Genomic DNA, 21,198 nt, shown 5'->3' with positions numbered 1-21,198 from the left:
CGGCTCACCCCCTTCTCCATGGAGGTAATGAGCTGGAGGTGTCAGCCGGCAACTCCGGTACATTCAGCACAATATTGCTGGAAAACACACAGACCGCAGCGTGCGCCGGGTTAGCATTCAAGAGCAGGGTCATGAAGCGGGCATCTCCATATAGATTAAAAGCAATTCCATCCCACATATCTCCTTGCACGGTTCTATAGATCATTGGAAGCTCACCCGCCTCTGCTGCTGGAGCATGGCCTTGAAGCGGCGTTCAAAACCGTCCTCCGTTTGTTTCAAGGCCTCACGCAGCTGTTCGACCACAGATTTATCTCCGCCCTGGAGGGTGATACTTGGTGCCCATGTTACATGAATATCTCCATTGTTACCGGAATTGTTATTGTAGCCCATCAAATCATTTGCCTTTTCCAATAAAGATCGGGACCGGGGCTTCTGGTTTAATGGAATGGCCATTTCGGGACCGGCTTCACCAAATATAGATGGAACATATGCGATTCCGCCTTCCGCGTATCCCTCAAAATCCGGATCATGCTGTGCCCAATAAATCGCCTTTCGGCCAGCTGTAGTAAGCGAATCAGGCTTCCCTTTCGATTTGATCGTCCCTTGAACCTCTCCCCATTCCTCCCCCGTGAGCTTGAAGTTCGGAATCTGTCCAGTTTGCTGCCATAGGAGCTGAACATTTACCCTCTTATCGGCAGGTAGTTTATCCACCTCAGCGTTAAGGTTTATCATATCAGTCATGGCTTGATCGAATTGCGCTTGTTCAGCTGCGGACATATCCTTGTTCTTTGCGGCTTGCTCTTGCAAGGTACCGCCGAGATCAAGCTCAATCAATTTTTTTTGAGCGTTGTAGTAGGAAGTAAAGCTGTTTTCAGCTTCGGTCATTTCACTTTGAGTTTTCTTGATTTTGTTATTATCTTTATCAAAGGATTTCTCTAGCTTTCTAAAATCACTTCCAAAATCCAACAAGCCTGTAGGATTTGTATAGTCTTTCCCAGTGACTTGACTCGCTTTTTTCCTAAAAGCAGAAAATTGTTCAGCTCTCTGATCCCCATTTAAATCACTTAGATCTATTTTTGTGTATTCCGCCATAAGCTGTACGTAGTCTTTATACTTTACCTTGTTCTCCTCGTAGGAGGCACTTTGATCCTTGAGGTCCTGGGTCAACTTTGAATATTTATCCTCCAAATCAGGCAGTTTCGCCTGTGCCGAAAGTGCATCGTGCTCCAATTCGCGTTTGCCCATTTCCTCTCGGGACTTGGCAATATCACCGACAAGCCCCATCTGGTCGCGGAATTTATCATTCTTAGAGCCTTCTGCAGACAAAATATTTGGATTCATGTCAATTAGCTCTTGTTCCACAAGCTTTTGCTTTCTTCTGGCTTCTGCCAATTCAGCAGCGGGAGTTTTTGCGTCCTTAAGCTTCCCTGTCAACCGGTCATACTCGGTAATTAGACCCTGGGTTTTGGTTGTCGTCTCCTCAATTCCTGCATAATTGGAATAGGATTCATCCAGCGCATCCCCCATATTCAAAAGATCCAGGCGCGCATCCTCCTGATGCTTTCTGAAGGCTATGACTCCTGCTGTAACCAATCCCAAACCTGCTACAGCTAGCCCCACAGGATTGGTTAGCATACCGAGCGCCCCGGCAATTCCTCCAGCTGCTCCGCTGGCTCCTCTGGCCGCCGTGATAATCTTGGAGAATTCCTGGACAATCTTCACTGTTTTTGTAGCCAGCATCGCAGCAGGAACCGCAAGACCGATTACCATCAGCGGCTCTTTATTGTCTGAAACCCAGCCGGTTAAGCCCTGAAGCGCGGGCATCAAGTTTTCTCCTAAGGGAACTACAAGACTTGCCATCAGCTCCCGTCCCATTGCCGCAAACTGCTCGGAGAGCGTATTATCTTTTATCGCCGCTACTTCCTCCATGGTCTGCCTGGTCATATCAAACTGATTACGGGTTTGGCCAAGCGCCAGCACTGCCTTGTTCCCTATTTCCTCAAATTGAGAGCCGAACAGGGTACCGGCAAGCGCTGCTTGATGAACCGGATCCTTGATGGCCTTCAGTTTCACAATAACCTGATTCATGGCATCCTTACTGGTAATCGATCCGTCAGCCAACCCTTTAAAGAGGGTATCGCCGCTGCCCAGCGTCTTTTGCAGTTGAAGCATAGCCTTGTTGGCCGAATCGCCTCCCGCCTTCAAGTCTCCAACCAGTGCAAGGGCACCCTTTTGTCCGGCGGCCTTTACCAAATCGGCAAATTCCTTTGACTTCGTCCCGCCACTTACAAGCGCGGTGCTGAATTGATCCAGCTGCTTAGGAGCAAACAGCTCGTAGATGGCGGCCTTTGCAGTATCCGAGCCTTCTTTAACGTTTGATCCGAATTTTTTCATAATGTCGGCAACACCATCAAGCGAGTCCGCTCCATTGTCCATGCCTGCACTTAATAATTCAAACATCTCGTCGGCAGAATAACCCATCTTCTGAAAATCATCGCTGTATTTCCCTATTGCACTCAAAAGTCCGCCGGATGTATTGAGCCCCTTCTGCGCGCCTTGAGCCATCAGATTGTAGGCTTGTTCCGAGGAGATACCGAATTTGCGCATCATAGCGTCAACTGCTTGTACAGAACCAGCTATATCTCCCTTAAAAACATCGCGGTACGTCATGGCCGTCTGCGTTGTCTTTTCCAGCTCTTCTCCTGTTTGCTGCAGGACTTGTTTCACTGTTCCTACGGCGTCTCCGATATCTTCATAGTTCTCACCATAATTCTGACTGTACAGGTTATCAGAGATATCTTTCATTCCACTCATTTCTTTGACGGTCAACCCGGTTGCAGCCTGAAGCTGCGCCATCGCCCCGGATGAATCATTTACAGCCGCCCATACCGCCTTCAGAGGTTCAACGGCTTTTTGCAGCATGGAGAAGTCCACTTCTTTGACTGCATCTTTAAGCTTGTCACCGAGCTTTCCGGCCTTGTCGCCTACCTCCTCAATACTGTCATCCGCCTGTTCAGCCTCTCTGCGCAGTACATCGAAATACCCCCTGCTGACCATTTCACGCAGAACCCGGTCCAAATCCTGAATATGCTGTTCCGCTTCGCCGACAGAGCTGCGGAAAGCAGGAGTCACCAATAAATTCAGCTGAAGAATAATCTCATTTATACTGCTGCTTGCATTGCCTGTCCCTGCCATAACTTACCTCCTTCCCTTAATCCTGGACACCCTCTCTACCCACTCCCCCAGTTCCTCCAAAGGCAAGGCGAGAAAATAAGGGATCGGAGTATGGGTAAGCATGGCCAAAGAGACGGCGATGTCTTTAATCCCATCGCCGTCTCCACAGCCTACAGCAGCAAAAAACTTTGTGCCCGCAAGGTCAGTTTAGTAAAATCCTTAGCTGAAAGTGCTCTGATCAGCCCAACGTGGACACCTGCAGCCTTTGCTACAATATAAGCCTGATAGGCTTTATTGGTCTCCTTAATCAATTCCCCGCTGGATTGACGCGCCGATTCCACCTGATACTGCCGGTCACAGATCAGAATGTCCTCACCTGTCAGCTTGTCGAAATCAATACTCAAGCTCTCAAAAGTATCGCCTTCAAATGTTACAGGCCGGGCGAAAGTATAGACTTCCGCGCCAGCCTCCTCTATATTCTTTGTCCCCATCGTGCACGCTCCTTATAGACTAAGATTTTCTTTGGTTGCAGCAAGGTAATCTACATCATAAACTTTGTGAATGTAGTTATATTTATCAATTTCTAGCACCTGAACGCCATCCAGTGTCACCTTCAAATAATTCACTGAGAAGTTGTTGGTGGTATCCATCACTGCGGCGGTCTCCAGATTCCCCAGCGTTAAGCCAAGCGGTCTTGCACGGACGGTCACCTTAAAAGGTACCTCACGGTATTCACTTGTTGCCGTGTCAAAGGTTTGGATCGAAGCCCGGAGATCCAGCGTATGGATCTTCGGTGCCAGAAGCGATGCCGCTGCCTTTTCAATGGTACGCCATTTAAGGGCCAGACTCATCGCGCCCGTATGTCCGGGAGAAGGCGCCGCCATTTCTCCGGCGATTCCGCCGCCTTTAATTGTATCCACCAGGTAGGTAATTTCCGGCAAGGTGGCGGTTGCCGTACCCAAGTAATCCACTGCATTCAAGTACACCGAATAATCAATAACTCTTTCTGATCTTTTAGGCATATTGCTCCTCCTTTTACGCTACCAGCGCAGCTAAGTATGTTGTGTCGTATTCAAGCAGGAATGAAATCTCCTGTGCCGGTCCCGGCGGTGTGATATGCAGATGGAAGGTAACCTTGCCGGCCATCAGATCTGCCACTGGATTCTCGGACTCATTGAAGTCTACCCGTCCGCCCAGCAGAGCTCCGGATGCCGTCAGACCGTTCAGCCAAATATTCACCGAATCCGTGACTGCGGCAACCAGCCGCTTGTTCATCGGATCATCCACCTTTTGCATGTAGGTCAGAATCAGACTGTTGCCGATCCAGTTAAACATGCGGCGAACCGGAATAAAGCTGTCTTTGGGATCAGCGGCACCAGGGTAGGCAGCAGTATGATTCCCCCAGCTCTTCCAGCCGCTCGTTCCAAGATTAAGTGCCGTTACAATTCCTGCGCTGTTAAGGAAGCTTGCCTGGTCAATGCCCAGGAACTGGCTTGTCCCATCGGACAGCACAGTCCCATCCGCCTGCAAAGATTTGTTAGACGGCGATACAAAAGGAACACCGCCATTATTGGCATCTGTCGCGGCGATAAGTCCTGCGAGCTGTGTAGAGAAATGATATTTCTTATCCCCTAGAGTCAGCATCGGGTAAGCGGCAATTTGAAGAGGAGCAGTGTAGCTGTTGTCTGCTTTCCATGTGCCAGCATCTGTATAGGACTGGGACGGATCAATATCCGTCAGCGCCATCGCCTTGAAATTCCCGTTGATATTTCCGGCCTTTGCCTTCATCACCGCGGCGACTGCAGACAGATGTGACCAGCCGGGAGCCAGCAGCAGATCCGGAAGAATGCCAAAACGCGGGTAGGCTTGATGGACCAGTTCAAAACCGGTATATTCACCGGATGAGGTCACGCCCCCAATGATATCCTCAGCCTCTACAGCTTCCGGATTCAGCTTGTCATAACCTACGGACAGTTGATTAACATTGGCCGCGATAGCACCAGACGGCTTTGTTGTGATCATCACATGACCGTTCTCATCAAATGCTGCCGTATAATCCTTGCCGGATACGTAGGTTGATGTACCGTCTGAAGATTTGACCAGGAGTGTGGACAGCAGCACCCCTTCTGCCTGCAGGATGGCAACCCGGTCAGTTACAGCAGCCGCTGTAGGGGCAACCGTTGTCTTGTGTGTAGCCGGATCAAGCACGTTGACCAGAATCATAGGAGCTTTTTCGTACAATGCAAAATGCGAATAAATTAATTCGCTCAGTGTATATTTTGACCAGTCCTCACTGTACCCGAAGGCAGCCACCGCTTCCGCGTAACTATATACAAGTACCGGAGTATTCACCGGCACAGCCGCCCCAGCCAGATGAACCGGAGCCGTCCCCACCGCAAAAGGAATACCGCTCGTTGCCTTAGTTGGAGCCAGAACAGAAGTCGATTGTTCAATAATAGTTACACCATGTTTAAAAGCCATATATTAATTCCCCTTCCCTAAAAGCCTTTGATAGACTGCATATTCAGCTGTTCCGGCGTGAACAATACGTTCCTGCACAGCCGTTATTTCTTCTAACGGTATAATCAGTTCAGCCACATCCGGCTGTTCCTCCAGCAGCGGCAATAAATAGGTTGGAATACCCTCCCTAAAAACGGTGGATTGCAGAAGCCGCCCTCCACGCAGGTTTGGACCTAGATAGATTTGCGGCGGGTCCTGTGCCGGCTCCTGCTCATTTTGGAGATTATCTTTATTTTTAATGAAGTTCATAGTTTTACCTCCGGTCTAATTTGGGGCAATACCCAGGTTGTTGTAAGTTCGCCTCCCCAGTCTGCTGCAGGGTGCTCCTCGTTAAGTTTCATCTTCCAGCTGGCGTCCATGACGAATTGTTGTTCAAGCACTCTCTTGCGCAAAAGCAGGATGCGTACCCGCTCCATCAGATTAAGCATATCAATGAGTCCTGTGTCATCTTCTGACTGGGCCCCAAACTGTAGTTTAATTTGAATTTGCCCTTGACCAGAATCACCTTCTCCTTCGGCCGGCCTAATCTTAATTACCGGATATCCCGGGTTCCCGGCATTACTCTGCGGCAAATATCCCAGCAGGACGGGTGGTACGGGCCGCATGTCATCTGCCAATTGTTCTTTCAGAAACTTTTGGATCGCCATAATTAATAAAGTAATTGTCACTGTACCCCTCCTTGCTCCTAGAACTCTTTCCCAAATCCACGGAGCGCCTCCAAACGCTTCACCATCTTCGCAGCCACCTCCCCTTCCGGCATCAGCTGGATGATTGCCGTTATTTGTCTTTCTATTTATTGGGGGCTTTCACTAGACAAACCAAATCTTTTTTATTTAAAGCCTCTTTAAATGAGGGACATATACTCATCTATAACGGAGCTAATCTTTTTTTGCGCCCGCTGAATATATTCACTTACACTGCCAGCCGAAATCTGGAGCATACCAGCGATAGCCACATGCGAGAACCCCTCACCGTTAGCCAGCATATAACACTCCTTCTCCCTCCTGCTCAACAGTCCCAGTACATATTCCAATTGAAAACGTTGATCCTCTGTTAACCCTTCTGAAGGGACCGCATTGAAGCGGCAGGTGAAGTTTTGCATAAGAATAGGTTCCAAAAGAATTTCCCGCTCATAACCCGCACGCCGTTCGATTCCGCGCTTGTTGCCCGGCCGCCGTCCACTGCTCAGCCACTCAATCACATATTCGCAGTCACTGACCATTCCGGCGATTACCTTTTTGTCATCCGCCTCCGCACTTCTGTAAAGTTGTTCTACACCTTTTAATGAAATTTGATATTCTGGAAGCAGTTTTTGCACAAAATCAGAATATATAAATTCCAGATCCTCCTGCTCTACACACTCCATGTCAATTCCCCTTTCGCCCATGTTGATTGAAATATACTCAATTTCGTATTTTTAAATCATGTTATACTCAATTTCGCATTTAGTCAAGCTTTATACCTTGAAAGTACGAAAATGCATATTTACATTTGCCTATAAACCTTCTACAATGAACTTAATAATACGAAGTAGCGTATATACTGATGATTTTGAGGAGGACTACATGTGCAACGGGCTGAGGTCTTAAAGAGGCTGATCGAGGAAACAGGCCTGAACACGAAGGCTTTTTCAGAAAAGGCAGGAATTCCTTATACTACGCTTAGGTCAATCTTAATGCGGGGGGTAGGAGGGGCTTCTGTGGATAATGTTCTTAAAGTTTGTCGTGCTTTAGGCATTACTACCGAAGAAATGGATCGTTTGGCATTCGGATCAAGTAAAGAAGAGGCTGCTCCACTGCTTTCGGAACTGTCCGAATTTGAGGCATTCCTAAATAATCCTGAGCATGGACTGTTTTTCAAGGATTACCTGGACGCCCCGGATGAACGTAAACGGGAAATGTTGACCTTTTGGCAATTTATTAAAGATCTCGAAAAGAAAAAATCAGACTCATCAGACGACAACTAAAAGCAGGAATAATCGTGGTATCAGCCAACGGCTGATTCCTCATATCTATATATACGAACATATATTCTTATTTCGGAGGTTTTTTATGTTTATTCATTATAAAAAAACACATCTGGAGCATTTCGTAGAAAAGCTCTACTTAACCCATTCTATTCTTCAGCCGGAAGACATCACTATACAGAGGCTTTCGACTGAGTTGGATATCCATATTGATTATGCGCCTGTCCAGAGCCGGGCTTATGAATCCTTATCGGGTATGCGCTTTGTACTATTGGACAACCGGACTACCCCAATGAAGCAACGGTTCGATTTTCTGCATGAGTTATGTCACATGCTGAGGCACGCCGGCAACCAAATGACACTGCCCGTTCCTTTTATCAAAGCACAGGAGGAGGATGCTGAGAAGTTTGTTCTTTATGCCACCATGCCCTTTTTCATGATTCAGTCCTGTAGCTTATCAGGAGATTACAATATCACCATTCAGCAAATCTCAAAAGTTTTTGGGGTATCCAGGGATATGGCTAAAATTCGCTTCGATCAAATTTTACGCCGTGAGTATGAGGGAGAGATGTTGCCTAGAAGGAGTGAAGAATATAATTCTGCTTCTCTTATTCAAAGGGATTCGGAACCCCCGCATGTTTTGGAGGAACCTGTGATCTTCGCTTATTACGATCCCCATAGCACATTGGATGGTCCGGATCAGCTTATTGTCTGTCTTGATCACACAACATTATCCACTCAGCATGAATGGGTTATACCCATAGAGGACAGGTTTGAGGAAATAGAGATAGATGCATTGAAGAATCTTGAACTTGAGTCTGCATCAAGAGGTGACCTGATCTGTTTTGATGGACAGCTTACCTTACAAATTCATCAGCTTGTGTATCGGCATGGATTCACAAAAAGGAACTTTGTATTGCAGATGAGGGATATTGAGCAGATTCTTGAAGCGGATCAAAGTACGGTAAGAAGGTTCCTGTGAAGGATTTCGGCCAGTTATAACTGCAAAAGCAAGCTCGTGCATAATAGCATGGGCTTATTTATATCCACCGGCAACTCAATGCGTCCGTATGCGTAAAAAAGCTCCCGGCCATAAAGGCCAGGAGCTTGAGTTCCTTGTTATCAAGGAAATTGATATTAACGTTTCGAGAACTGTGGAGCACGACGAGCGGCTTTGAGGCCGTATTTCTTACGTTCCTTCATACGTGGGTCACGAGTCAGGAAGCCGGCTTTCTTCAGCGCACCGCGATATTCAGGGTCTACTTTGAGCAATGCACGGGAGATCCCGTGACGGATTGCGCCAGCTTGACCGGAAATGCCGCCACCATGTGCAAGAACGATTACATCGTAGTTGCCCAGAGTTTCAGTCAGGTTCAAAGGTTGTCTTACGATCATCTTCAGTGTTTCCACACCGAAATATTCGTCCATCTCGCGTTTGTTAATGACAATGCGTCCTTCACCCGGTACAAGGCGAACACGTGCTACCGAATGTTTACGACGACCTGTCCCATAGTATTGTACTTGTGCCATGAAACTGTCCTCCTCTATTCTTATCCGCGAAGTTCGTAAACTTCAGGTTTTTGTGCTGCATGTGGATGTTCAGCGCCTGCATATACTTTGAGTCTCAGTTTCATGTGATCCCCTTGACGAGTCTTAGGAATCATGCCGTGAACTGCGAATTCAATCATACGCTCAGGTTTGGTTTTGATCAGGTCTTCAGCAACAGTGACTTTCAAACCACCTGGGTGCATCGAGTGACGGTAGTATTTCTTGTTTTGCATTTTCTTACCTGTCAGGTGAATCTTCTCAGCGTTGATAACAATTACGAAATCTCCAGTATCAACATGTGGAGTGAATTGCGGTTTGTGTTTGCCACGGATTAGAGCAGCGGCTTCGCTTGCCAAACGGCCAAGTGTTTTGCCTTCGGCATCAATGATGTGCCAATTGCGTTCAACTTCGTTCGGCTTCGCCATATAGGTGGTACGCATGAATGTTTCCTCCTTGTTCTCGTACGAAAATCATCTGTTTCGTATATCTTGTTTCTCATTGGATTACAATTATGTGAGTTAAGAAAAGCTTGTTTGTTGGCATTTCCTTGATCGGGGCTGTGGGATAGCCATCAAGAAAACACAACTTTTATATTACAGCATAAACATGACAAGTGCAAGTGATTTTTAACTTTTCAAACACTATTTTTCATAGAAAATAATGTGCTGATCGTTTAGTTCTCATTCTCGTCATATTCTACACTCCAGAGTGCCAAACCCTTAGACACAGCCGTAGGCCCGGCCGCTGCGCGGTCACATGCCGCAAGAATTACAGGAATTTTATCTGCGCTGATCTTGCCTTGCCCCACTTGCATCAGCGTGCCCATAATAATGCGTACCATATGCTGCAGGAAGCCGCTGCCTGTAATATACGTATGGATAACACCCTGATCGGGAGACCCGGGCCGGCACATGCTGCGGTCCACCTCAAGACGTGCTTCAAATATCGTGCGTACATGCGAAGTCTTGGTAGACTTCCTGGACGCAAATGAAGTGTAATCATGGGTGCCCAGCAGCCCAGCCAACCCCTGCTCCATCGCCGGAATATCCAGCTTCATCGGATGATGATGCTGCCAGCGCCGCTGGAACGGGTCCGGGAACCGGTTGCCGTTAATCGTGTACCTGTAGGTTTTACGCTTCGCTCCTCTACGGGAGTGGAAAGAGAGCGGAACCTCCCAGGCCTCGGTAACCACGATATCCTGCGGAAGCCTGGCGTTCAGAGCCAGACACCAGCGTTCCAGCGGGATCTGGGAAGAGGTTATGAAATTAAAAGGTTGGCCATAAGCGTGCACTCCTGCGTCTGTCCGTCCTGAGCCCGTTATCTTGAGCGTCTCACCGGTCAGATGAAGAATGGCATGCTCCAGCTTGTCCTGAATCGTATTGCCCTGAGGCTGGGTCTGAAAGCCATCATAATGGGTACCGTCATAATTGACTTTCATCAATAGATTGCGCATTTCATTCTCCTGTTTGTCCATAGGTTTTTCTGTTTCATAAAAAAAGAGCCCCGGCGGGAGCTCCTTCTACTCTATACAAGGTGATTCCCGCGGTTATTTGCACGGCAGGGTCAAAATGCCCTGCAGTACAATAACGTTAAATACGTAATGCGTACATCCGGAAATCATGCTTGTGAAACTACGCGCGGTCTACCAGTTCAAGATAAACCATAGGCGCAGCATCGCCACGGCGAGGTCCCAGCTTCAGGATACGAGTGTATCCGCCTGGACGCTCAGTGTAACGAGGAGCAATATCAGAGAACAATTTTTGGATTGCATCTTGTTCACCGTCTACAGTCTCACGACGAACAAATGCTGCTACTTGACGACGAGCATGAAGATCGCCCTTTTTCGCTTTTGTGATCAGTTTCTCAGCGATGGAACGAACTTCCTTCGCTTTGGCTTCTGTTGTCTGGATACGTTCGTATAGGAACAGATCCGTTACCATATCGCGGAATAGTGCTTTGCGCGCGCTGGAATCACGGCCCAATTTTTGGTATGCCATTTGTTTTCCCTCCTTCACTCAAGTCTCAAGAAACCCTATAACTATTCTTCTGTACGGAGACCCAAACCAAGCTCCTCAAGCTTCTCTTGAACTTCTTCCAAAGATTTGCGGCCCAGGTTACGGACCTTCATCATATCTTCTTCAGTTTTCGTAGTCAGCTCTTGCACGGTATTAATACCGGCACGTTTGAGGCAGTTGTAGGAACGGACAGAAAGATCAAGCTCTTCGATGGTCATCTCGAGTACTTTTTCTTTTTTGTCTTCTTCTTTTTCAACCATAATTTCGGCGTCTTTCGCTTCGTCCGTAAGACCTACGAACAGAACGAGGTGCTCGTTCAAAATTTTGGCTCCAAGACTAACGGCTTCTTCCGGTCTGATACTGCCATCCGTCCAAATTTCCAGCGTCAATTTGTCGTAGTTAGTCACTTGACCAACACGGGTATTATCAATACCATAATTCACGCGGGAAATAGGAGTGTAGATGGAGTCAACTGGAATAACACCGATTGGCTGATCGTCGCGTTTGTTCCGGTCCGCTTGGACGTAGCCGCGACCACGGCCTGCAAAAATGCGCATGTGTAGTCTCGCTCCAGGTCCCAGCGTTGCAATATGAAGATCCGGGTTCAGGATCTCAACATCGCTATCCGCACGAATATCACCTGCGGTAACGATGCCTTCTCCTTCAGCATCAATCTCGAACACTTTCTCTTCATCCGAATGAATCTTCAGAGACAGAGCTTTAAGGTTCAGGATGATTTCCGTCACATCTTCCATTACGCCGGGAACGGTCGAGAACTCATGCAGAACGCCGTCAATTTGGACCGAAGTCACTGCGGCTCCCGGAAGGGAGGAAAGCAAGATCCGGCGAAGCGAATTCCCCAGAGTCGTGCCATATCCACGTTCCAGCGGTTCAATTACGAATTTCCCATAGGTTCCATCATCATTGGCTTCTACGGTCTCAATCTTCGGCTTTTCGATTTCTATCACGAGTGTACCCCTCCTTCAAACGTCGCTCCTATATGAAACAGTCACCCCATCAGGTGTATCATGTAGTATGCCTAAACACCTATTATTAGCAGATGCGTCAGAATTATACCACAATCACAATTCTGATTTTACTAAACGCGGCGACGCTTCGGCGGACGGCATCCATTGTGAGGAACCGGAGTAACGTCTTTAATGAGGTTTACTTCAAGGCCAGCGGCCTGAAGGGAACGGATGGCTGCTTCGCGGCCCGCGCCCGGTCCTTTAACCATAACTTCAACGGACTTCATGCCGTGTTCCATAGCTGCTTTAGCAGCAGATTCGGCTGCCATTTGCGCTGCAAATGGAGTCGATTTACGGGAACCTTTGAATCCTTGACCGCCGGAGCTTGCCCAGGAAATTGCATTTCCGTGAGGGTCCGTGATCGTAACGATAGTGTTATTGAACGTGGAACGGATATGTGCCACGCCAGACTCGATATTTTTCCGGTCGCGACGTTTCGTACGTACGACTTTTTTCGGTTTAGCCATTGTCTCTTATCACCTCTTCTTATTTCTTTTTGTTTGCTACCGTACGACGCGGGCCTTTACGGGTACGGGCATTTGTTTTGGTACGTTGACCGCGAACAGGCAATCCACGACGGTGACGAACACCGCGGTAACAGCCGATCTCAGTAAGACGTTTAATATTCAAGGAAATTTCACGACGAAGGTCACCTTCAACCTTAACTTGCTTGTCGATCGTTTCACGCAGTTTGCTGACTTCATCTTCCGTCAAATCACGGACACGTGTGTTAACGTCAATGCCTGTTTCATTAAGAATTTTCTGGGAAGTCGTTTTACCGATTCCGAAAATATAAGTCAAGGCGATCTCAACGCGCTTATCACGTGGCAAATCCACTCCAGCTATACGAGCCATTTTACGCTACACCCCCTTCTTAACCTTGTTTTTGTTTGTGTTTCGGATTTTCGCAAATTACCATAACAGTCCCTTTGCGGCGGATGACTTTGCATTTTTCGCAAATGGGCTTTACAGAAGGTCTTACCTTCATGTTAATTACCTCCTCAAAGTTTTGCGAAGCAAAACTTTTGTTGTAGTTCCCATCTATTTACGGTAAGTTATACGGCCTTTTGATAGATCATAAGGCGATAACTGCACGACCACTTTGTCTCCGGTTAGGATACGGATAAAGTGCATCCGCAATTTCCCGGACACATGGGCAAGTATTTGATGACCGTTCTCAAGTTCAACCTTAAACGTTGCGTTAGGCAACGGCTCAATGACCGTTCCTTCTACCTCAATGACATCTTCCTTAGCCACAGTTAGTCTCCTTTCTCATTAGCACTTTTTCCAGCTGGTTCCCCATACTTCATCACTGCGAACCGCAGCTTTCCGTTGGTTACCCGGCCGGTTTCTTCCAAACTATCTACAATCTCACTGCTGATGAAGGGTATGAGCTCCAAGTGCTGAATATTCTTCTTCTTTGGACTATCAAACTTGCGTTTGTCCCCGTCAGCAATATATACAAATCTGCTATCAACAACTGCGATAACAACGGCAGCCTCTCCGGCATCCTTGCCTTTGAGAATTCTCACGATTTGACCAATCTGCGGGCTGCTCCCAGTATTCACGTGAAGATCACCTACGCATTCAGTTTTGTGAAAATCTCCATGCCGTCCGGTGTAACTGCTACTGTATGCTCAAAGTGAGCGCATAGTGAACCGTCTACCGTAACGACCGTCCAGTTATCTTCCAGCGTTCTGACATATCTGTCCCCGGCGTTAACCATCGGCTCAATCGCGAGTACCATACCCGGCTTCAGACGTGGTCCGCGGTCCGCTATGCCATAGTTCGGAATTTGCGGTTCTTCATGCAGTTCTGCCCCAATGCCATGACCAACATACTCGCGGACAACGGAGAAGCCGGCGTCCTCGATGTACTGTTGGATTGCATGGGAGATTGTAAACAAGCGCACATCCGGTTTGACTAACGCCAGTCCTGCGTACAAGGAGCCTTCCGTGACGTCCAGCAGACGCTGAGCCTCTTCAGAAATGCTGCCCACCCCGTAGGTCCAGGCGGAATCACCGTGATAACCGCGGTACTCTGCACCGATATCCAGCGTAACAATATCGCCTTCTACCAGTTTGCGTTTACCTGGAAATCCATGCACCAATTGTTCGTTGACTGAAGCGCAAATGCTGGCAGGAAAACCGTTGTAACCTTTGAAAGACGGCACAGCACCTTGACTGCGGATGTATTGATCGGCGATTCTGTCGAGTTCTCCAGTTGTAATACCAGGCTCTATAGCCTCAGCAATACGACGGTGACTCTCGGCAACAATTCGTCCAGCTTCCCTCATAAAGGCAAGTTCCTGTTCGGATTTACAAATGATCATTACATTAACCCCGCAATAAAGACACGATTTCGGAAGAAACGACATTGATTTCGTTTTCTCCGTTTACCTGACGCAAAAGACCTTTATCGTCATAAAATGCAAGCAGCGGCGCTGTTTTGTTATCATACTCATCCAGACGCTTGCCTACACTCTCTTCGTTGTCATCCGGACGCTGATACAATTCACCGCCATCAATGTCGCAGATGCCATCTTGCTTCGGCGGGTTGAAAATTAAATGGTAGGATGTTCCGCAAGTGCTGCAGATCCGACGTCCTGTAAGGCGCGCCATCAGCAGTCCGCGGTCCACATTCAAGTTGATTACGTGATCTAGTGAAGTGCCCAGGCGGCTAAGGATTTCTCCCAGCGCTTCCGCTTGCGAAAGGGTTCTTGGAAAGCCATCCAATAAAAAACCTTTTTCGCAATCGGACTGCTGCAGCCGTTCTTCAACGATTCCAATAGTCACATCATCAGGTACAAGCAAGCCTTGTTCCGTGTAAGATTTAGCTTTCAGCCCGATTGGAGTTCCCTGCTTGATCGCCAAGCGGAAAGCATCTCCAGTCGAAATATGCGGAATACCAAGTTCCTTCACTACTACAGCGGCTTGTGTTCCCTTGCCTGCCCCAGGAGGGCCCATGAATAAAATGTTCACGATTCTCTTCTCCCCCCAAAAGTTCGCCACCAAGCAAGAAACAGCACAATAGGTACCGGGAAGTTTAAAACCCTAGGTACTTCACCGGAACCTATCGCCTATTTATTGATGAAGCCTTTGTAATGGCGTTTGATCAATTGGCTCTCGATCTGCTTCATAGTATCCAATGCCACACCGATTACGATCAGGAGAGCAGTACCGCCGATCTGTACTTGCTTCGGCAGACCGGATAGTGAACCAAACAATACTGGCAGCACAGAAATGAGTGATAGGAACAACGCACCGGACATAGTCAGACGCGACATTACTCTAGTCAAATATTTCTCTGTAGCCTTGCCTGGACGAATCCCCGGAATGTATCCGCCATTCTTTTTCATATTATCAGCCATTTGCTGCGGGTTCATCTGGACAAACGTATAGAAGAACGTAAATCCAATGATCATGATTACATAAAGAACCATGCCGAGCGGCTTCGTATGATCCAGATTCTGCGAAACCCATTTGGCCCAAGCGAGATGTGGCCAGATACTTGCGATAACGATCGGGAATTGAAGCAGTGAAACGGCGAAGATAACCGGAATTACACCAGCCGCATTAATTTTAAGCGGAATGTGCGTATTCTGTCCACCGTACATTTTGTTACCGACTACGCGTTTGGCATATTGTACAGGGATCTTACGGATACCTTGTTGAACAAAGATAACCCCGACAATAATCGCAACAACCACAATCAGTACAATAACGACTTTAAGAATATTCAGGAACATCTGATCCGGCTGAATAAAGCTTGATTGAGCCGTAGTAGTGATATATCCCGGAAAGGCGGCGACGATTCCCGCAAAAATTAGGATGGAAATCCCGTTTCCTATACCCTTTTCAGTGATCTGCTCACCTAACCACATCAGGAACGATGTACCCGCCGTCAGTATGATCGCAATGAGCAGGTAATCCGCAAAGGTTGCATTTGGAATCATCTCAGTGCCATAAATCCGGTTAAACCCGATAGATGTGGCAAACGCTTGAATCAAACCTAGCACTACAGTGCCGTAACGCGTAATTTGCGCCAGTTGTTTTTTCCCGTGCTCCCCTTGCTTAGCCCATTCGGCAAACTTAGGGATAACATCCATCGAGAGCAATTGCACTATGATGGATGCTGTAATGTACGGGTAAATACTGATCGCAAAAATCGAGAAGTTTTTGAGCGCTCCGCCCGAGAAGGTGTTCAAAAGACCCATCAAAGCGTCTCCGCCCTGATTTGTTGATTCCAGTACTTCTTTGTTCACACCGGGAACCGGTACAAACGAACCGATGCGGTAAATGATCAGAACGAACAGGGTGAACAGGATCTTTTTGCGCAAATCTTCAACATGCCATATATTCTTAAGCGTCTTGAACATTAGATCACCTCGGTTTTACCGCCGGCAGCTTCGATTTTCTCTACCGCAGATTGAGAGAACTTATTTGCTTGTACAGTCAATTTAACAGCCAGTTCGCCATTGCCGAGAATCTTAATGCCGCTCTTAGTGTTGCTGACAACACCAGTTTCAAGCAACAGTTGTGGAGTCACTTCTGTTCCTTCAGCAAAGCTATTCAGATCTTCCAGGTTCACAATCGCGTACTCTTTACGGGTAGGATTGATGAAACCACGTTTAGGCAGACGACGATAGAGCGGATTTTGTCCACCCTCGAAGCCTGGACGCACACCACCGCCGGAACGGGAGTTTTGACCTTTGTGACCGCGGCCCGAAGTTTTACCGTTCCCGCTACTTGGACCACGACCAACGCGGTTGCGTTCTTTGCGTGAACCAGGAGCTGGAGCAAGTTCATGTAACTTCATCGTTTGCACCTCCTTATGTTTGTTAATTTATGCGAGGCAATTAGCCTTCAATTTCAGTAACGGATAGCAAGTGACTCACTTTGTTGATCATTCCGCGAATTGCAGGAGTATCGTTGTGAACCACGGACGAGTTGGTTTTGCGCAGGCCGAGCGTCTTAACAGTAACACGTTGTGTTTCTGGACGTCCGATCACACTGCGTACGAGGGTAATTTGCAACTTTGCCATTGACGTTCCCCTCCTTAACCGCGTAATTCTTCGACAGATTTGCCGCGAAGCTTCGCGACCTCTTCAATGCGTTTCAGACGGGAAAGTCCCTCTAAAGTAGCATTGACCATGTTCATGGAATTCGAAGAACCCAAAGATTTTGTCAAGATGTCGCCAACGCCTGCCAATTCAAGTACCGCACGAACTGGACCACCAGCGATAACGCCGGTACCTTCGGATGCTGGTTTCAGCAGAACGCGTCCTGCGCCGAAATGCCCAGTAACCAAGTGAGGAATCGAAGTTCCTACGATTGGAATGTGGATCAGGTTTTTCTTGGCGTCTTCAATGCCTTTACGGATGGCATCCGGAACTTCGCCGGCTTTACCGATACCCGCACCGACATAGCCGTTGCCGTCGCCCACAACAACAAGTGCGCTAAAGCTGAAACGGCGTCCGCCTTTTACAACTTTTGCAACACGGTTAATGTGCACAACTCTTTCTGTCAGTTCTAAACTGTTCGGATCTACACGCAAGTCGTTAACCTCCTTTTAAGAAATATTCTAGAATTCAAGACCAGCTTCGCGTGCTGCGTTAGCCAAAGCCTGAATCCGTCCATGGTACAAGTATCCACCGCGGTCAAATACAACCACTGCATAACCTTTTTCTTTAGCGCGCTCAGCGATCAATTGACCGACTTTGCCTGCAGCTTCAACGCTGCCGCCATTTCCGATTGTAGCACTCAATTCTTTATCCAGTGTGGAGGCAGCTACGATAGTAACGCCTGTCACGTCATCGATCAATTGAGCGTAGATGTGTTTCGAAGAACGGAATACGTTCAAACGTGGACGCTCAGTAGTCCCCTGGATCTTCTTACGAACACGCAGGTGTCTTTTGAGACGAGCCTTGTTTTTATCCTCTTTTGTAATCATGACTTCCCTTTCACTCCCTTCAGTTTGCCGTAAACAGCTTCACTTTAAGATGCACGGGGTATCTTACAATTAAGGTAGAGCTGGTTATTTCTTCTTACCAGCTTTACCTTCCTTGCGGATGATACGCTCGCCTTCATATTTGATACCTTTACCTTTGTACGGCTCTGGTTCACGTACGGAACGGATTTTGGCAGCATAAGCGCCTACGCGTTCTTTATCGATACCTCTAACGATGATCTTCGTGTTCGCAGGAACATCGAACTCGATACCTGCTTCCGGTGTAATTTCAACCGGGTGGGAGTAACCAACGTTCAGTACGATTTTATCTCCGGATTTGCTTGCACGATATCCGACCCCAACCAGCTCCAGAGATTTCGAGAAACCTTCAGTCACACCACTCACCATGTTGTTGACAACGGAGCGGGTTGTGCCGTGAAGTGAACGATGCAATTTGTTGTCCGACGGGCGAACAACAGTGATTTCGTTATTTTCAACTGTAATCTTCATGTCTTTATGAAGCTCACGAGTCAAAGTGCCTTTAGGACCTTTTACTGTAATAACGGCGTTGTCCAAAGTGACATCTACACCGCTAGGTACTGCGATTGGTTTGCGACCAATACGAGACATGTGTTGCACCTCCTTATCTTGTGACGTTTATTACCAAATGTAGCAGACAACTTCTCCGCCGGATTTTGATTGACGAGCTTCTTTGTCGGTCATAACTCCCTTAGATGTGGAGATAATCGCGATTCCCAGACCACCGAGTACACGAGGCACTTCATTGCTCTTCGTGTAAACGCGAAGACCTGGTTTACTGATTCTTTTCAGACCAGAGATAACGCGTTCCTGGTTCGGGCCGTATTTCAAGAAAATACGGATAATCCCTTGTTTGCTATCTTCAACGAATTCAGCATCACGGATGAAACCTTCACGTTTCAAGATGTCCGCGATTTGTTTCTTCATAGTAGAAGCAGGCATTTCTACTGTCTCGTGACGCACAGTGTTGGCGTTACGAATACGAGTAAGCATATCTGCAATAGGATCAGACATAGTCATGTGTGTAAACCTCCTTCCCGTTTATAAACTTCTTACCAACTTGCTTTTTTCACGCCAGGAATCTGGCCTTTATAAGCTAATTCACGGAAACAAATTCTGCAAATTTTGAACTTTTGCAATACCGAATGTGGACGACCGCAACGCTCGCAACGTGTATATGCACGTACTTTGAACTTAGGCTCGCGTTGTTGTTTAACTTTCATTGAAGTCTTTGCCACTTAGACTGACACCTCCTAAACATTTTCGGAGAAATGGATGATTCTTATTTTGTGAAAGGCATTCCCAGCTGATTCAGCAGCTCACGGGATTCCTCGTCCGTCTTTGCAGTCGTTACAATAACGATGTCCATACCGCGGACTTTATCCACTTTGTCATATTCGATTTCCGGGAAGATCAATTGCTCTTTAAGACCCAGTGTGTAGTTACCACGGCCATCAAAGGCTTTATTGGAAATACCACGGAAGTCACGTACGCGTGGAAGCGTTACGTTGATCAATTTATCCAGGAAGTAATACATACGCTCGCCGCGCAGTGTTACTTTAACCCCGATCGGCATATTTTCGCGCAGTTTGAAACCGGCGATGGATTTCTTTGCTTTAGTGATAACTGGCTTTTGACCAGTGATCAATTGCATATCATTTACTGCAGCATCAAGTACTTTGGAGTTTTGAACAGCGTCACCCACACCCATGTTGATGACGATCTTCTCGATCTTAGGCACTTGCATAACAGTAGTATAGTTAAACTTCTGCATCAGAGCAGGTGTAATTTCATTCAGAAAACGTTCTTTCATTCTTGCTGCCATGAAGATTTACCTCCTTTCTTTAGGACTATATTAGTCGATAATCTCTCCGGATCGTTTTGCTACCCGAACCTTCTTACCGTTATCGAGCACTTTGTAGCCAATACGTGTTACTTTACCGCTCTTCGGATCGATGTGCATTACGTTGGACACATGAATCGAAGCTTCTTGCTCGATGATTCCACCCTGTGGATTCAACTGGTTCGGCTTCTGGTGTTTTTTCACCATGTTCACGCCTTCTACCAGGACGCGGTTTTCACGAGGATAAGCAGCGATGACACGGCCTTTTTTACCTTTGTCTTTCCCGCTGATCACAAGTACCACATCATCTTTCTTCACGTGCAGTTTATTGTTATGGGATTCCAGAACTTTTTTCACTCTAGGCATTTATTACACCTCCTATAACTGACCTTTTCAATTAAAACCGAGACCGGCTCGATTTATTAGATTACTTCCGGTGCCAAGGAAACGATCTTCATGTAGTCCTTGTCGCGAAGTTCGCGAGCAACTGGTCCGAAGATACGTGTTCCGCGCGGGCTTCTGTCGTCTTTTACAACAACAGCTGCGTTTTCGTCGAATGCGATGTAAGATCCATCTTTACGGCGTACAGAACGTTTCGTACGAACAACTACCGCTTTAACAACATCACCCTTTTTGACAACGCCGCCTGGTGTTGCTTGTTTAACGGAACAAACGATCAAATCGCCGATTGCTGCTGTACGGCGTCCAGTACCACCTAGTACGCGGATACACATCAGTTCCTTCGCACCAGAGTTGTCAGCCACATGCAAACGTGTAAATGGTTGAATCATTATTAATTTCCTCCTTCCGGAAAGGGTTCAGCTTCGTATTAGATGATTACCGCTTTTTCTACCACTTCAACCAGTCTCCACCGTTTGTCTTTGGACAATGGACGAGTTTCCATGACTTTCACGACATCACCAATTTTAGCTACATTCTCTTCATCATGTGCCTTGAATTTCTTCGTGGACTTGATGCGTTTGTGATACAGATTGTGCTTTTTATAGGTTTCAACAGCAATTACGATGGTTTTATCCATTTTATCACTGACTACTTTACCGGTCAGCACTTTACGTGCATTACGTTCTTCGCTCATAGTTAGCCTCCTTCCTGATT

General features: G+C 47.2%; 34 protein-coding genes. 2 read left to right on the top strand and 32 right to left on the bottom strand.

From position 1 onward, the window contains the following. Positions 1-4: 4 nt before the first annotated feature. From NSQ73_RS01415 to NSQ73_RS01380, 8 genes are all read right to left on the bottom strand, one after another. Positions 5-205, bottom strand: coding sequence for a tail protein X (locus NSQ73_RS01415; protein WP_340985168.1), 201 nt, complete (start codon positions 203-205; stop codon positions 5-7). Further along, entirely contained in the window at positions 202-3,195 is a 2,994-nt protein-coding gene (locus NSQ73_RS01410; protein ID WP_340985167.1) for a phage tail tape measure protein, read from the bottom strand. Before NSQ73_RS01410 ends, NSQ73_RS01415 begins: the two co-directional genes overlap by 4 nt. 149 nt (positions 3,196-3,344) lie before the next feature. Then, a complete protein-coding gene (locus NSQ73_RS01405; protein ID WP_042217882.1) occupies positions 3,345-3,665 on the bottom strand; it encodes a phage tail assembly protein in 321 nt (106 codons plus the stop codon). A 12-nt stretch (positions 3,666-3,677) separates the two neighbouring features. Next, entirely contained in the window at positions 3,678-4,196 is a 519-nt protein-coding gene (locus NSQ73_RS01400) for a phage major tail tube protein (RefSeq protein ID WP_042217884.1), read from the bottom strand. Positions 4,197-4,209: 13 nt separating this feature from the next. Beyond that, complete coding sequence (locus NSQ73_RS01395) at positions 4,210-5,655, bottom strand: phage tail sheath family protein (RefSeq protein WP_340985166.1); 1,446 nt, start codon at positions 5,653-5,655, stop codon at positions 4,210-4,212. Between the two features lie 3 nt (positions 5,656-5,658). Then, on the bottom strand, positions 5,659-5,943 hold the full coding sequence (locus NSQ73_RS01390) for a hypothetical protein (protein ID WP_340985165.1): 285 nt from the start codon (positions 5,941-5,943) through the stop codon (positions 5,659-5,661). Continuing rightward, a complete protein-coding gene (locus NSQ73_RS01385; protein WP_340985164.1) occupies positions 5,940-6,362 on the bottom strand; it encodes a hypothetical protein in 423 nt (140 codons plus the stop codon). The genes NSQ73_RS01390 and NSQ73_RS01385 overlap by 4 nt, the downstream gene beginning before the upstream one ends. Before the next feature lie 176 nt (positions 6,363-6,538). Then, the gene (locus NSQ73_RS01380; protein ID WP_246354595.1) at positions 6,539-7,060 is read right to left on the bottom strand and encodes a sigma factor-like helix-turn-helix DNA-binding protein; all 522 of its coding nucleotides are present in this window, start codon (positions 7,058-7,060) and stop codon (positions 6,539-6,541) included. Between the two features lie 201 nt (positions 7,061-7,261). On the opposite strand from NSQ73_RS01380, the gene NSQ73_RS01375 reads away from it, so the two are divergent. Continuing rightward, positions 7,262-7,660 (top strand): helix-turn-helix domain-containing protein, encoded by a 399-nt coding sequence (locus NSQ73_RS01375; protein WP_052429720.1) that lies wholly within the window; start codon positions 7,262-7,264, stop codon positions 7,658-7,660. Positions 7,661-7,745: 85 nt separating this feature from the next. Then, on the top strand, positions 7,746-8,642 hold the full coding sequence (locus NSQ73_RS01370; protein ID WP_340985163.1) for an ImmA/IrrE family metallo-endopeptidase: 897 nt from the start codon (positions 7,746-7,748) through the stop codon (positions 8,640-8,642). 155 nt (positions 8,643-8,797) lie between these two features. Here NSQ73_RS01370 and rpsI read toward each other — a convergent pair whose 3' ends face one another. The 24 genes from rpsI to rpsQ form a co-directional block, all read right to left on the bottom strand. Further along, on the bottom strand, positions 8,798-9,190 hold the full coding sequence (gene rpsI / locus NSQ73_RS01365; protein ID WP_042140127.1) for a 30S ribosomal protein S9: 393 nt from the start codon (positions 9,188-9,190) through the stop codon (positions 8,798-8,800). A 20-nt stretch (positions 9,191-9,210) separates the two neighbouring features. After that, positions 9,211-9,648, bottom strand: coding sequence for a 50S ribosomal protein L13 (rplM, locus tag NSQ73_RS01360; RefSeq protein ID WP_042140128.1), 438 nt, complete (start codon positions 9,646-9,648; stop codon positions 9,211-9,213). 233 nt (positions 9,649-9,881) lie between these two features. Continuing rightward, positions 9,882-10,661, bottom strand: coding sequence for a tRNA pseudouridine(38-40) synthase TruA (gene truA, locus NSQ73_RS01355; protein WP_340985162.1), 780 nt, complete (start codon positions 10,659-10,661; stop codon positions 9,882-9,884). A 178-nt stretch (positions 10,662-10,839) separates the two neighbouring features. Next, entirely contained in the window at positions 10,840-11,205 is a 366-nt protein-coding gene (gene rplQ, locus NSQ73_RS01350; RefSeq protein WP_019908254.1) for a 50S ribosomal protein L17, read from the bottom strand. 41 nt (positions 11,206-11,246) lie between these two features. Beyond that, positions 11,247-12,191 carry a DNA-directed RNA polymerase subunit alpha gene (locus NSQ73_RS01345; protein ID WP_039298711.1) on the bottom strand — a complete coding sequence of 315 codons (945 nt, stop codon included), beginning with the start codon at positions 12,189-12,191 and terminating at the stop codon, positions 11,247-11,249. Between the two features lie 131 nt (positions 12,192-12,322). Then, positions 12,323-12,718, bottom strand: a complete 396-nt coding sequence (gene rpsK / locus NSQ73_RS01340; RefSeq protein ID WP_019908251.1) for a 30S ribosomal protein S11 — start codon at positions 12,716-12,718, stop codon at positions 12,323-12,325. Between the two features lie 19 nt (positions 12,719-12,737). Further along, positions 12,738-13,106, bottom strand: coding sequence for a 30S ribosomal protein S13 (gene rpsM, locus NSQ73_RS01335; protein WP_025706577.1), 369 nt, complete (start codon positions 13,104-13,106; stop codon positions 12,738-12,740). A 19-nt stretch (positions 13,107-13,125) separates the two neighbouring features. Beyond that, complete coding sequence (gene rpmJ, locus NSQ73_RS01330; protein ID WP_003322638.1) at positions 13,126-13,239, bottom strand: 50S ribosomal protein L36; 114 nt, start codon at positions 13,237-13,239, stop codon at positions 13,126-13,128. 53 nt (positions 13,240-13,292) lie between these two features. Beyond that, complete coding sequence (gene infA / locus NSQ73_RS01325; protein ID WP_018753971.1) at positions 13,293-13,508, bottom strand: translation initiation factor IF-1; 216 nt, start codon at positions 13,506-13,508, stop codon at positions 13,293-13,295. 2 nt (positions 13,509-13,510) lie between these two features. Further along, a complete protein-coding gene (locus NSQ73_RS01320) occupies positions 13,511-13,819 on the bottom strand; it encodes a KOW domain-containing RNA-binding protein (RefSeq protein ID WP_039298678.1) in 309 nt (102 codons plus the stop codon). Positions 13,820-13,830: 11 nt separating this feature from the next. Further along, positions 13,831-14,583: a type I methionyl aminopeptidase gene (map, locus tag NSQ73_RS01315; RefSeq protein ID WP_042239978.1), complete on the bottom strand. Its 753-nt coding sequence runs from the start codon at positions 14,581-14,583 to the stop codon at positions 13,831-13,833. A 4-nt stretch (positions 14,584-14,587) separates the two neighbouring features. After that, the gene (locus NSQ73_RS01310) at positions 14,588-15,232 is read right to left on the bottom strand and encodes an adenylate kinase (protein ID WP_042140132.1); all 645 of its coding nucleotides are present in this window, start codon (positions 15,230-15,232) and stop codon (positions 14,588-14,590) included. 98 nt (positions 15,233-15,330) lie between these two features. Continuing rightward, positions 15,331-16,629, bottom strand: coding sequence for a preprotein translocase subunit SecY (gene secY, locus NSQ73_RS01305; RefSeq protein ID WP_039298668.1), 1,299 nt, complete (start codon positions 16,627-16,629; stop codon positions 15,331-15,333). Beyond that, a complete protein-coding gene (rplO, locus tag NSQ73_RS01300) occupies positions 16,629-17,069 on the bottom strand; it encodes a 50S ribosomal protein L15 (protein WP_039298666.1) in 441 nt (146 codons plus the stop codon). Before rplO ends, secY begins: the two co-directional genes overlap by 1 nt. 40 nt (positions 17,070-17,109) lie before the next feature. After that, positions 17,110-17,295 (bottom strand): 50S ribosomal protein L30, encoded by a 186-nt coding sequence (rpmD, locus tag NSQ73_RS01295; RefSeq protein ID WP_019908243.1) that lies wholly within the window; start codon positions 17,293-17,295, stop codon positions 17,110-17,112. Between the two features lie 14 nt (positions 17,296-17,309). Next, complete coding sequence (gene rpsE, locus NSQ73_RS01290; protein WP_036652980.1) at positions 17,310-17,807, bottom strand: 30S ribosomal protein S5; 498 nt, start codon at positions 17,805-17,807, stop codon at positions 17,310-17,312. A gap of 27 nt (positions 17,808-17,834) precedes the next feature. Next, complete coding sequence (gene rplR, locus NSQ73_RS01285) at positions 17,835-18,203, bottom strand: 50S ribosomal protein L18 (RefSeq protein ID WP_039298660.1); 369 nt, start codon at positions 18,201-18,203, stop codon at positions 17,835-17,837. A gap of 84 nt (positions 18,204-18,287) precedes the next feature. Further along, positions 18,288-18,830 (bottom strand): 50S ribosomal protein L6, encoded by a 543-nt coding sequence (rplF, locus tag NSQ73_RS01280; protein ID WP_036721827.1) that lies wholly within the window; start codon positions 18,828-18,830, stop codon positions 18,288-18,290. A 30-nt stretch (positions 18,831-18,860) separates the two neighbouring features. After that, positions 18,861-19,259 carry a 30S ribosomal protein S8 gene (rpsH, locus tag NSQ73_RS01275; RefSeq protein ID WP_019908239.1) on the bottom strand — a complete coding sequence of 133 codons (399 nt, stop codon included), beginning with the start codon at positions 19,257-19,259 and terminating at the stop codon, positions 18,861-18,863. 32 nt (positions 19,260-19,291) lie between these two features. Next, positions 19,292-19,477, bottom strand: coding sequence for a type Z 30S ribosomal protein S14 (locus NSQ73_RS01270; protein WP_036589425.1), 186 nt, complete (start codon positions 19,475-19,477; stop codon positions 19,292-19,294). Positions 19,478-19,521: 44 nt separating this feature from the next. Then, positions 19,522-20,064: a 50S ribosomal protein L5 gene (gene rplE, locus NSQ73_RS01265; protein ID WP_039298657.1), complete on the bottom strand. Its 543-nt coding sequence runs from the start codon at positions 20,062-20,064 to the stop codon at positions 19,522-19,524. A 30-nt stretch (positions 20,065-20,094) separates the two neighbouring features. Next, positions 20,095-20,448 (bottom strand): 50S ribosomal protein L24, encoded by a 354-nt coding sequence (gene rplX / locus NSQ73_RS01260; protein ID WP_019908235.1) that lies wholly within the window; start codon positions 20,446-20,448, stop codon positions 20,095-20,097. Between the two features lie 56 nt (positions 20,449-20,504). Beyond that, positions 20,505-20,873: a 50S ribosomal protein L14 gene (gene rplN, locus NSQ73_RS01255; RefSeq protein ID WP_019908234.1), complete on the bottom strand. Its 369-nt coding sequence runs from the start codon at positions 20,871-20,873 to the stop codon at positions 20,505-20,507. Positions 20,874-20,911: 38 nt separating this feature from the next. Then, positions 20,912-21,178 (bottom strand): 30S ribosomal protein S17, encoded by a 267-nt coding sequence (gene rpsQ, locus NSQ73_RS01250; protein ID WP_039298654.1) that lies wholly within the window; start codon positions 21,176-21,178, stop codon positions 20,912-20,914. Between the last annotated feature and the right edge of the window lie 20 nt (positions 21,179-21,198).

Origin of the sequence: Paenibacillus sp. FSL R10-2736 (genome assembly GCF_038000245.1) — a bacterium.
Taxonomy (GTDB): Bacteria; Bacillota; Bacilli; order Paenibacillales; family Paenibacillaceae; genus Paenibacillus_AQ; species Paenibacillus_AQ phytohabitans.
This window is presented reverse-complemented; position numbering and strand designations above follow the sequence as displayed.

Bases quoted from the DNA above. Each gene is read 5' to 3' on its own strand.
- NSQ73_RS01415 (WP_340985168.1), bottom strand. From the start codon at position 205: ATGATCTATAGAACCGTGCAAGGAGATATGTGGGATGGAATTGCTTTT.
- NSQ73_RS01410 (WP_340985167.1), bottom strand. From the start codon at position 3,195: ATGGCAGGGACAGGCAATGCAAGCAGCAGTATAAATGAGATTATTCTT.
- NSQ73_RS01405 (WP_042217882.1), bottom strand. From the start codon at position 3,665: ATGGGGACAAAGAATATAGAGGAGGCTGGCGCGGAAGTCTATACTTTC.
- NSQ73_RS01400 (WP_042217884.1), bottom strand. From the start codon at position 4,196: ATGCCTAAAAGATCAGAAAGAGTTATTGATTATTCGGTGTACTTGAAT.
- NSQ73_RS01395 (WP_340985166.1), bottom strand. From the start codon at position 5,655: ATGGCTTTTAAACATGGTGTAACTATTATTGAACAATCGACTTCTGTT.
- NSQ73_RS01390 (WP_340985165.1), bottom strand. From the start codon at position 5,943: ATGAACTTCATTAAAAATAAAGATAATCTCCAAAATGAGCAGGAGCCG.
- NSQ73_RS01380 (WP_246354595.1), bottom strand. From the start codon at position 7,060: ATGGAGTGTGTAGAGCAGGAGGATCTGGAATTTATATATTCTGATTTT.
- NSQ73_RS01370 (WP_340985163.1), top strand. From the start codon at position 7,746: ATGTTTATTCATTATAAAAAAACACATCTGGAGCATTTCGTAGAAAAG.
- rpsI (WP_042140127.1), bottom strand. From the start codon at position 9,190: ATGGCACAAGTACAATACTATGGGACAGGTCGTCGTAAACATTCGGTA.
- rplM (WP_042140128.1), bottom strand. From the start codon at position 9,648: ATGCGTACCACCTATATGGCGAAGCCGAACGAAGTTGAACGCAATTGG.
- truA (WP_340985162.1), bottom strand. From the start codon at position 10,661: ATGCGCAATCTATTGATGAAAGTCAATTATGACGGTACCCATTATGAT.
- rplQ (WP_019908254.1), bottom strand. From the start codon at position 11,205: ATGGCATACCAAAAATTGGGCCGTGATTCCAGCGCGCGCAAAGCACTA.
- rpsK (WP_019908251.1), bottom strand. From the start codon at position 12,718: ATGGCTAAACCGAAAAAAGTCGTACGTACGAAACGTCGCGACCGGAAA.
- rpsM (WP_025706577.1), bottom strand. From the start codon at position 13,106: ATGGCTCGTATAGCTGGAGTGGATTTGCCACGTGATAAGCGCGTTGAG.
- rpmJ (WP_003322638.1), bottom strand. From the start codon at position 13,239: ATGAAGGTAAGACCTTCTGTAAAGCCCATTTGCGAAAAATGCAAAGTC.
- map (WP_042239978.1), bottom strand. From the start codon at position 14,583: ATGATCATTTGTAAATCCGAACAGGAACTTGCCTTTATGAGGGAAGCT.
- secY (WP_039298668.1), bottom strand. From the start codon at position 16,629: ATGTTCAAGACGCTTAAGAATATATGGCATGTTGAAGATTTGCGCAAA.
- rplO (WP_039298666.1), bottom strand. From the start codon at position 17,069: ATGAAGTTACATGAACTTGCTCCAGCTCCTGGTTCACGCAAAGAACGC.
- rpmD (WP_019908243.1), bottom strand. From the start codon at position 17,295: ATGGCAAAGTTGCAAATTACCCTCGTACGCAGTGTGATCGGACGTCCA.
- rplR (WP_039298660.1), bottom strand. From the start codon at position 18,203: ATGATTACAAAAGAGGATAAAAACAAGGCTCGTCTCAAAAGACACCTG.
- rplF (WP_036721827.1), bottom strand. From the start codon at position 18,830: ATGTCTCGTATTGGTCGCAAACCAATCGCAGTACCTAGCGGTGTAGAT.
- rpsH (WP_019908239.1), bottom strand. From the start codon at position 19,259: ATGACTATGTCTGATCCTATTGCAGATATGCTTACTCGTATTCGTAAC.
- rplE (WP_039298657.1), bottom strand. From the start codon at position 20,064: ATGGCAGCAAGAATGAAAGAACGTTTTCTGAATGAAATTACACCTGCT.
- rplX (WP_019908235.1), bottom strand. From the start codon at position 20,448: ATGCCTAGAGTGAAAAAAGTTCTGGAATCCCATAACAATAAACTGCAC.
- rplN (WP_019908234.1), bottom strand. From the start codon at position 20,873: ATGATTCAACCATTTACACGTTTGCATGTGGCTGACAACTCTGGTGCG.
- rpsQ (WP_039298654.1), bottom strand. From the start codon at position 21,178: ATGAGCGAAGAACGTAATGCACGTAAAGTGCTGACCGGTAAAGTAGTC.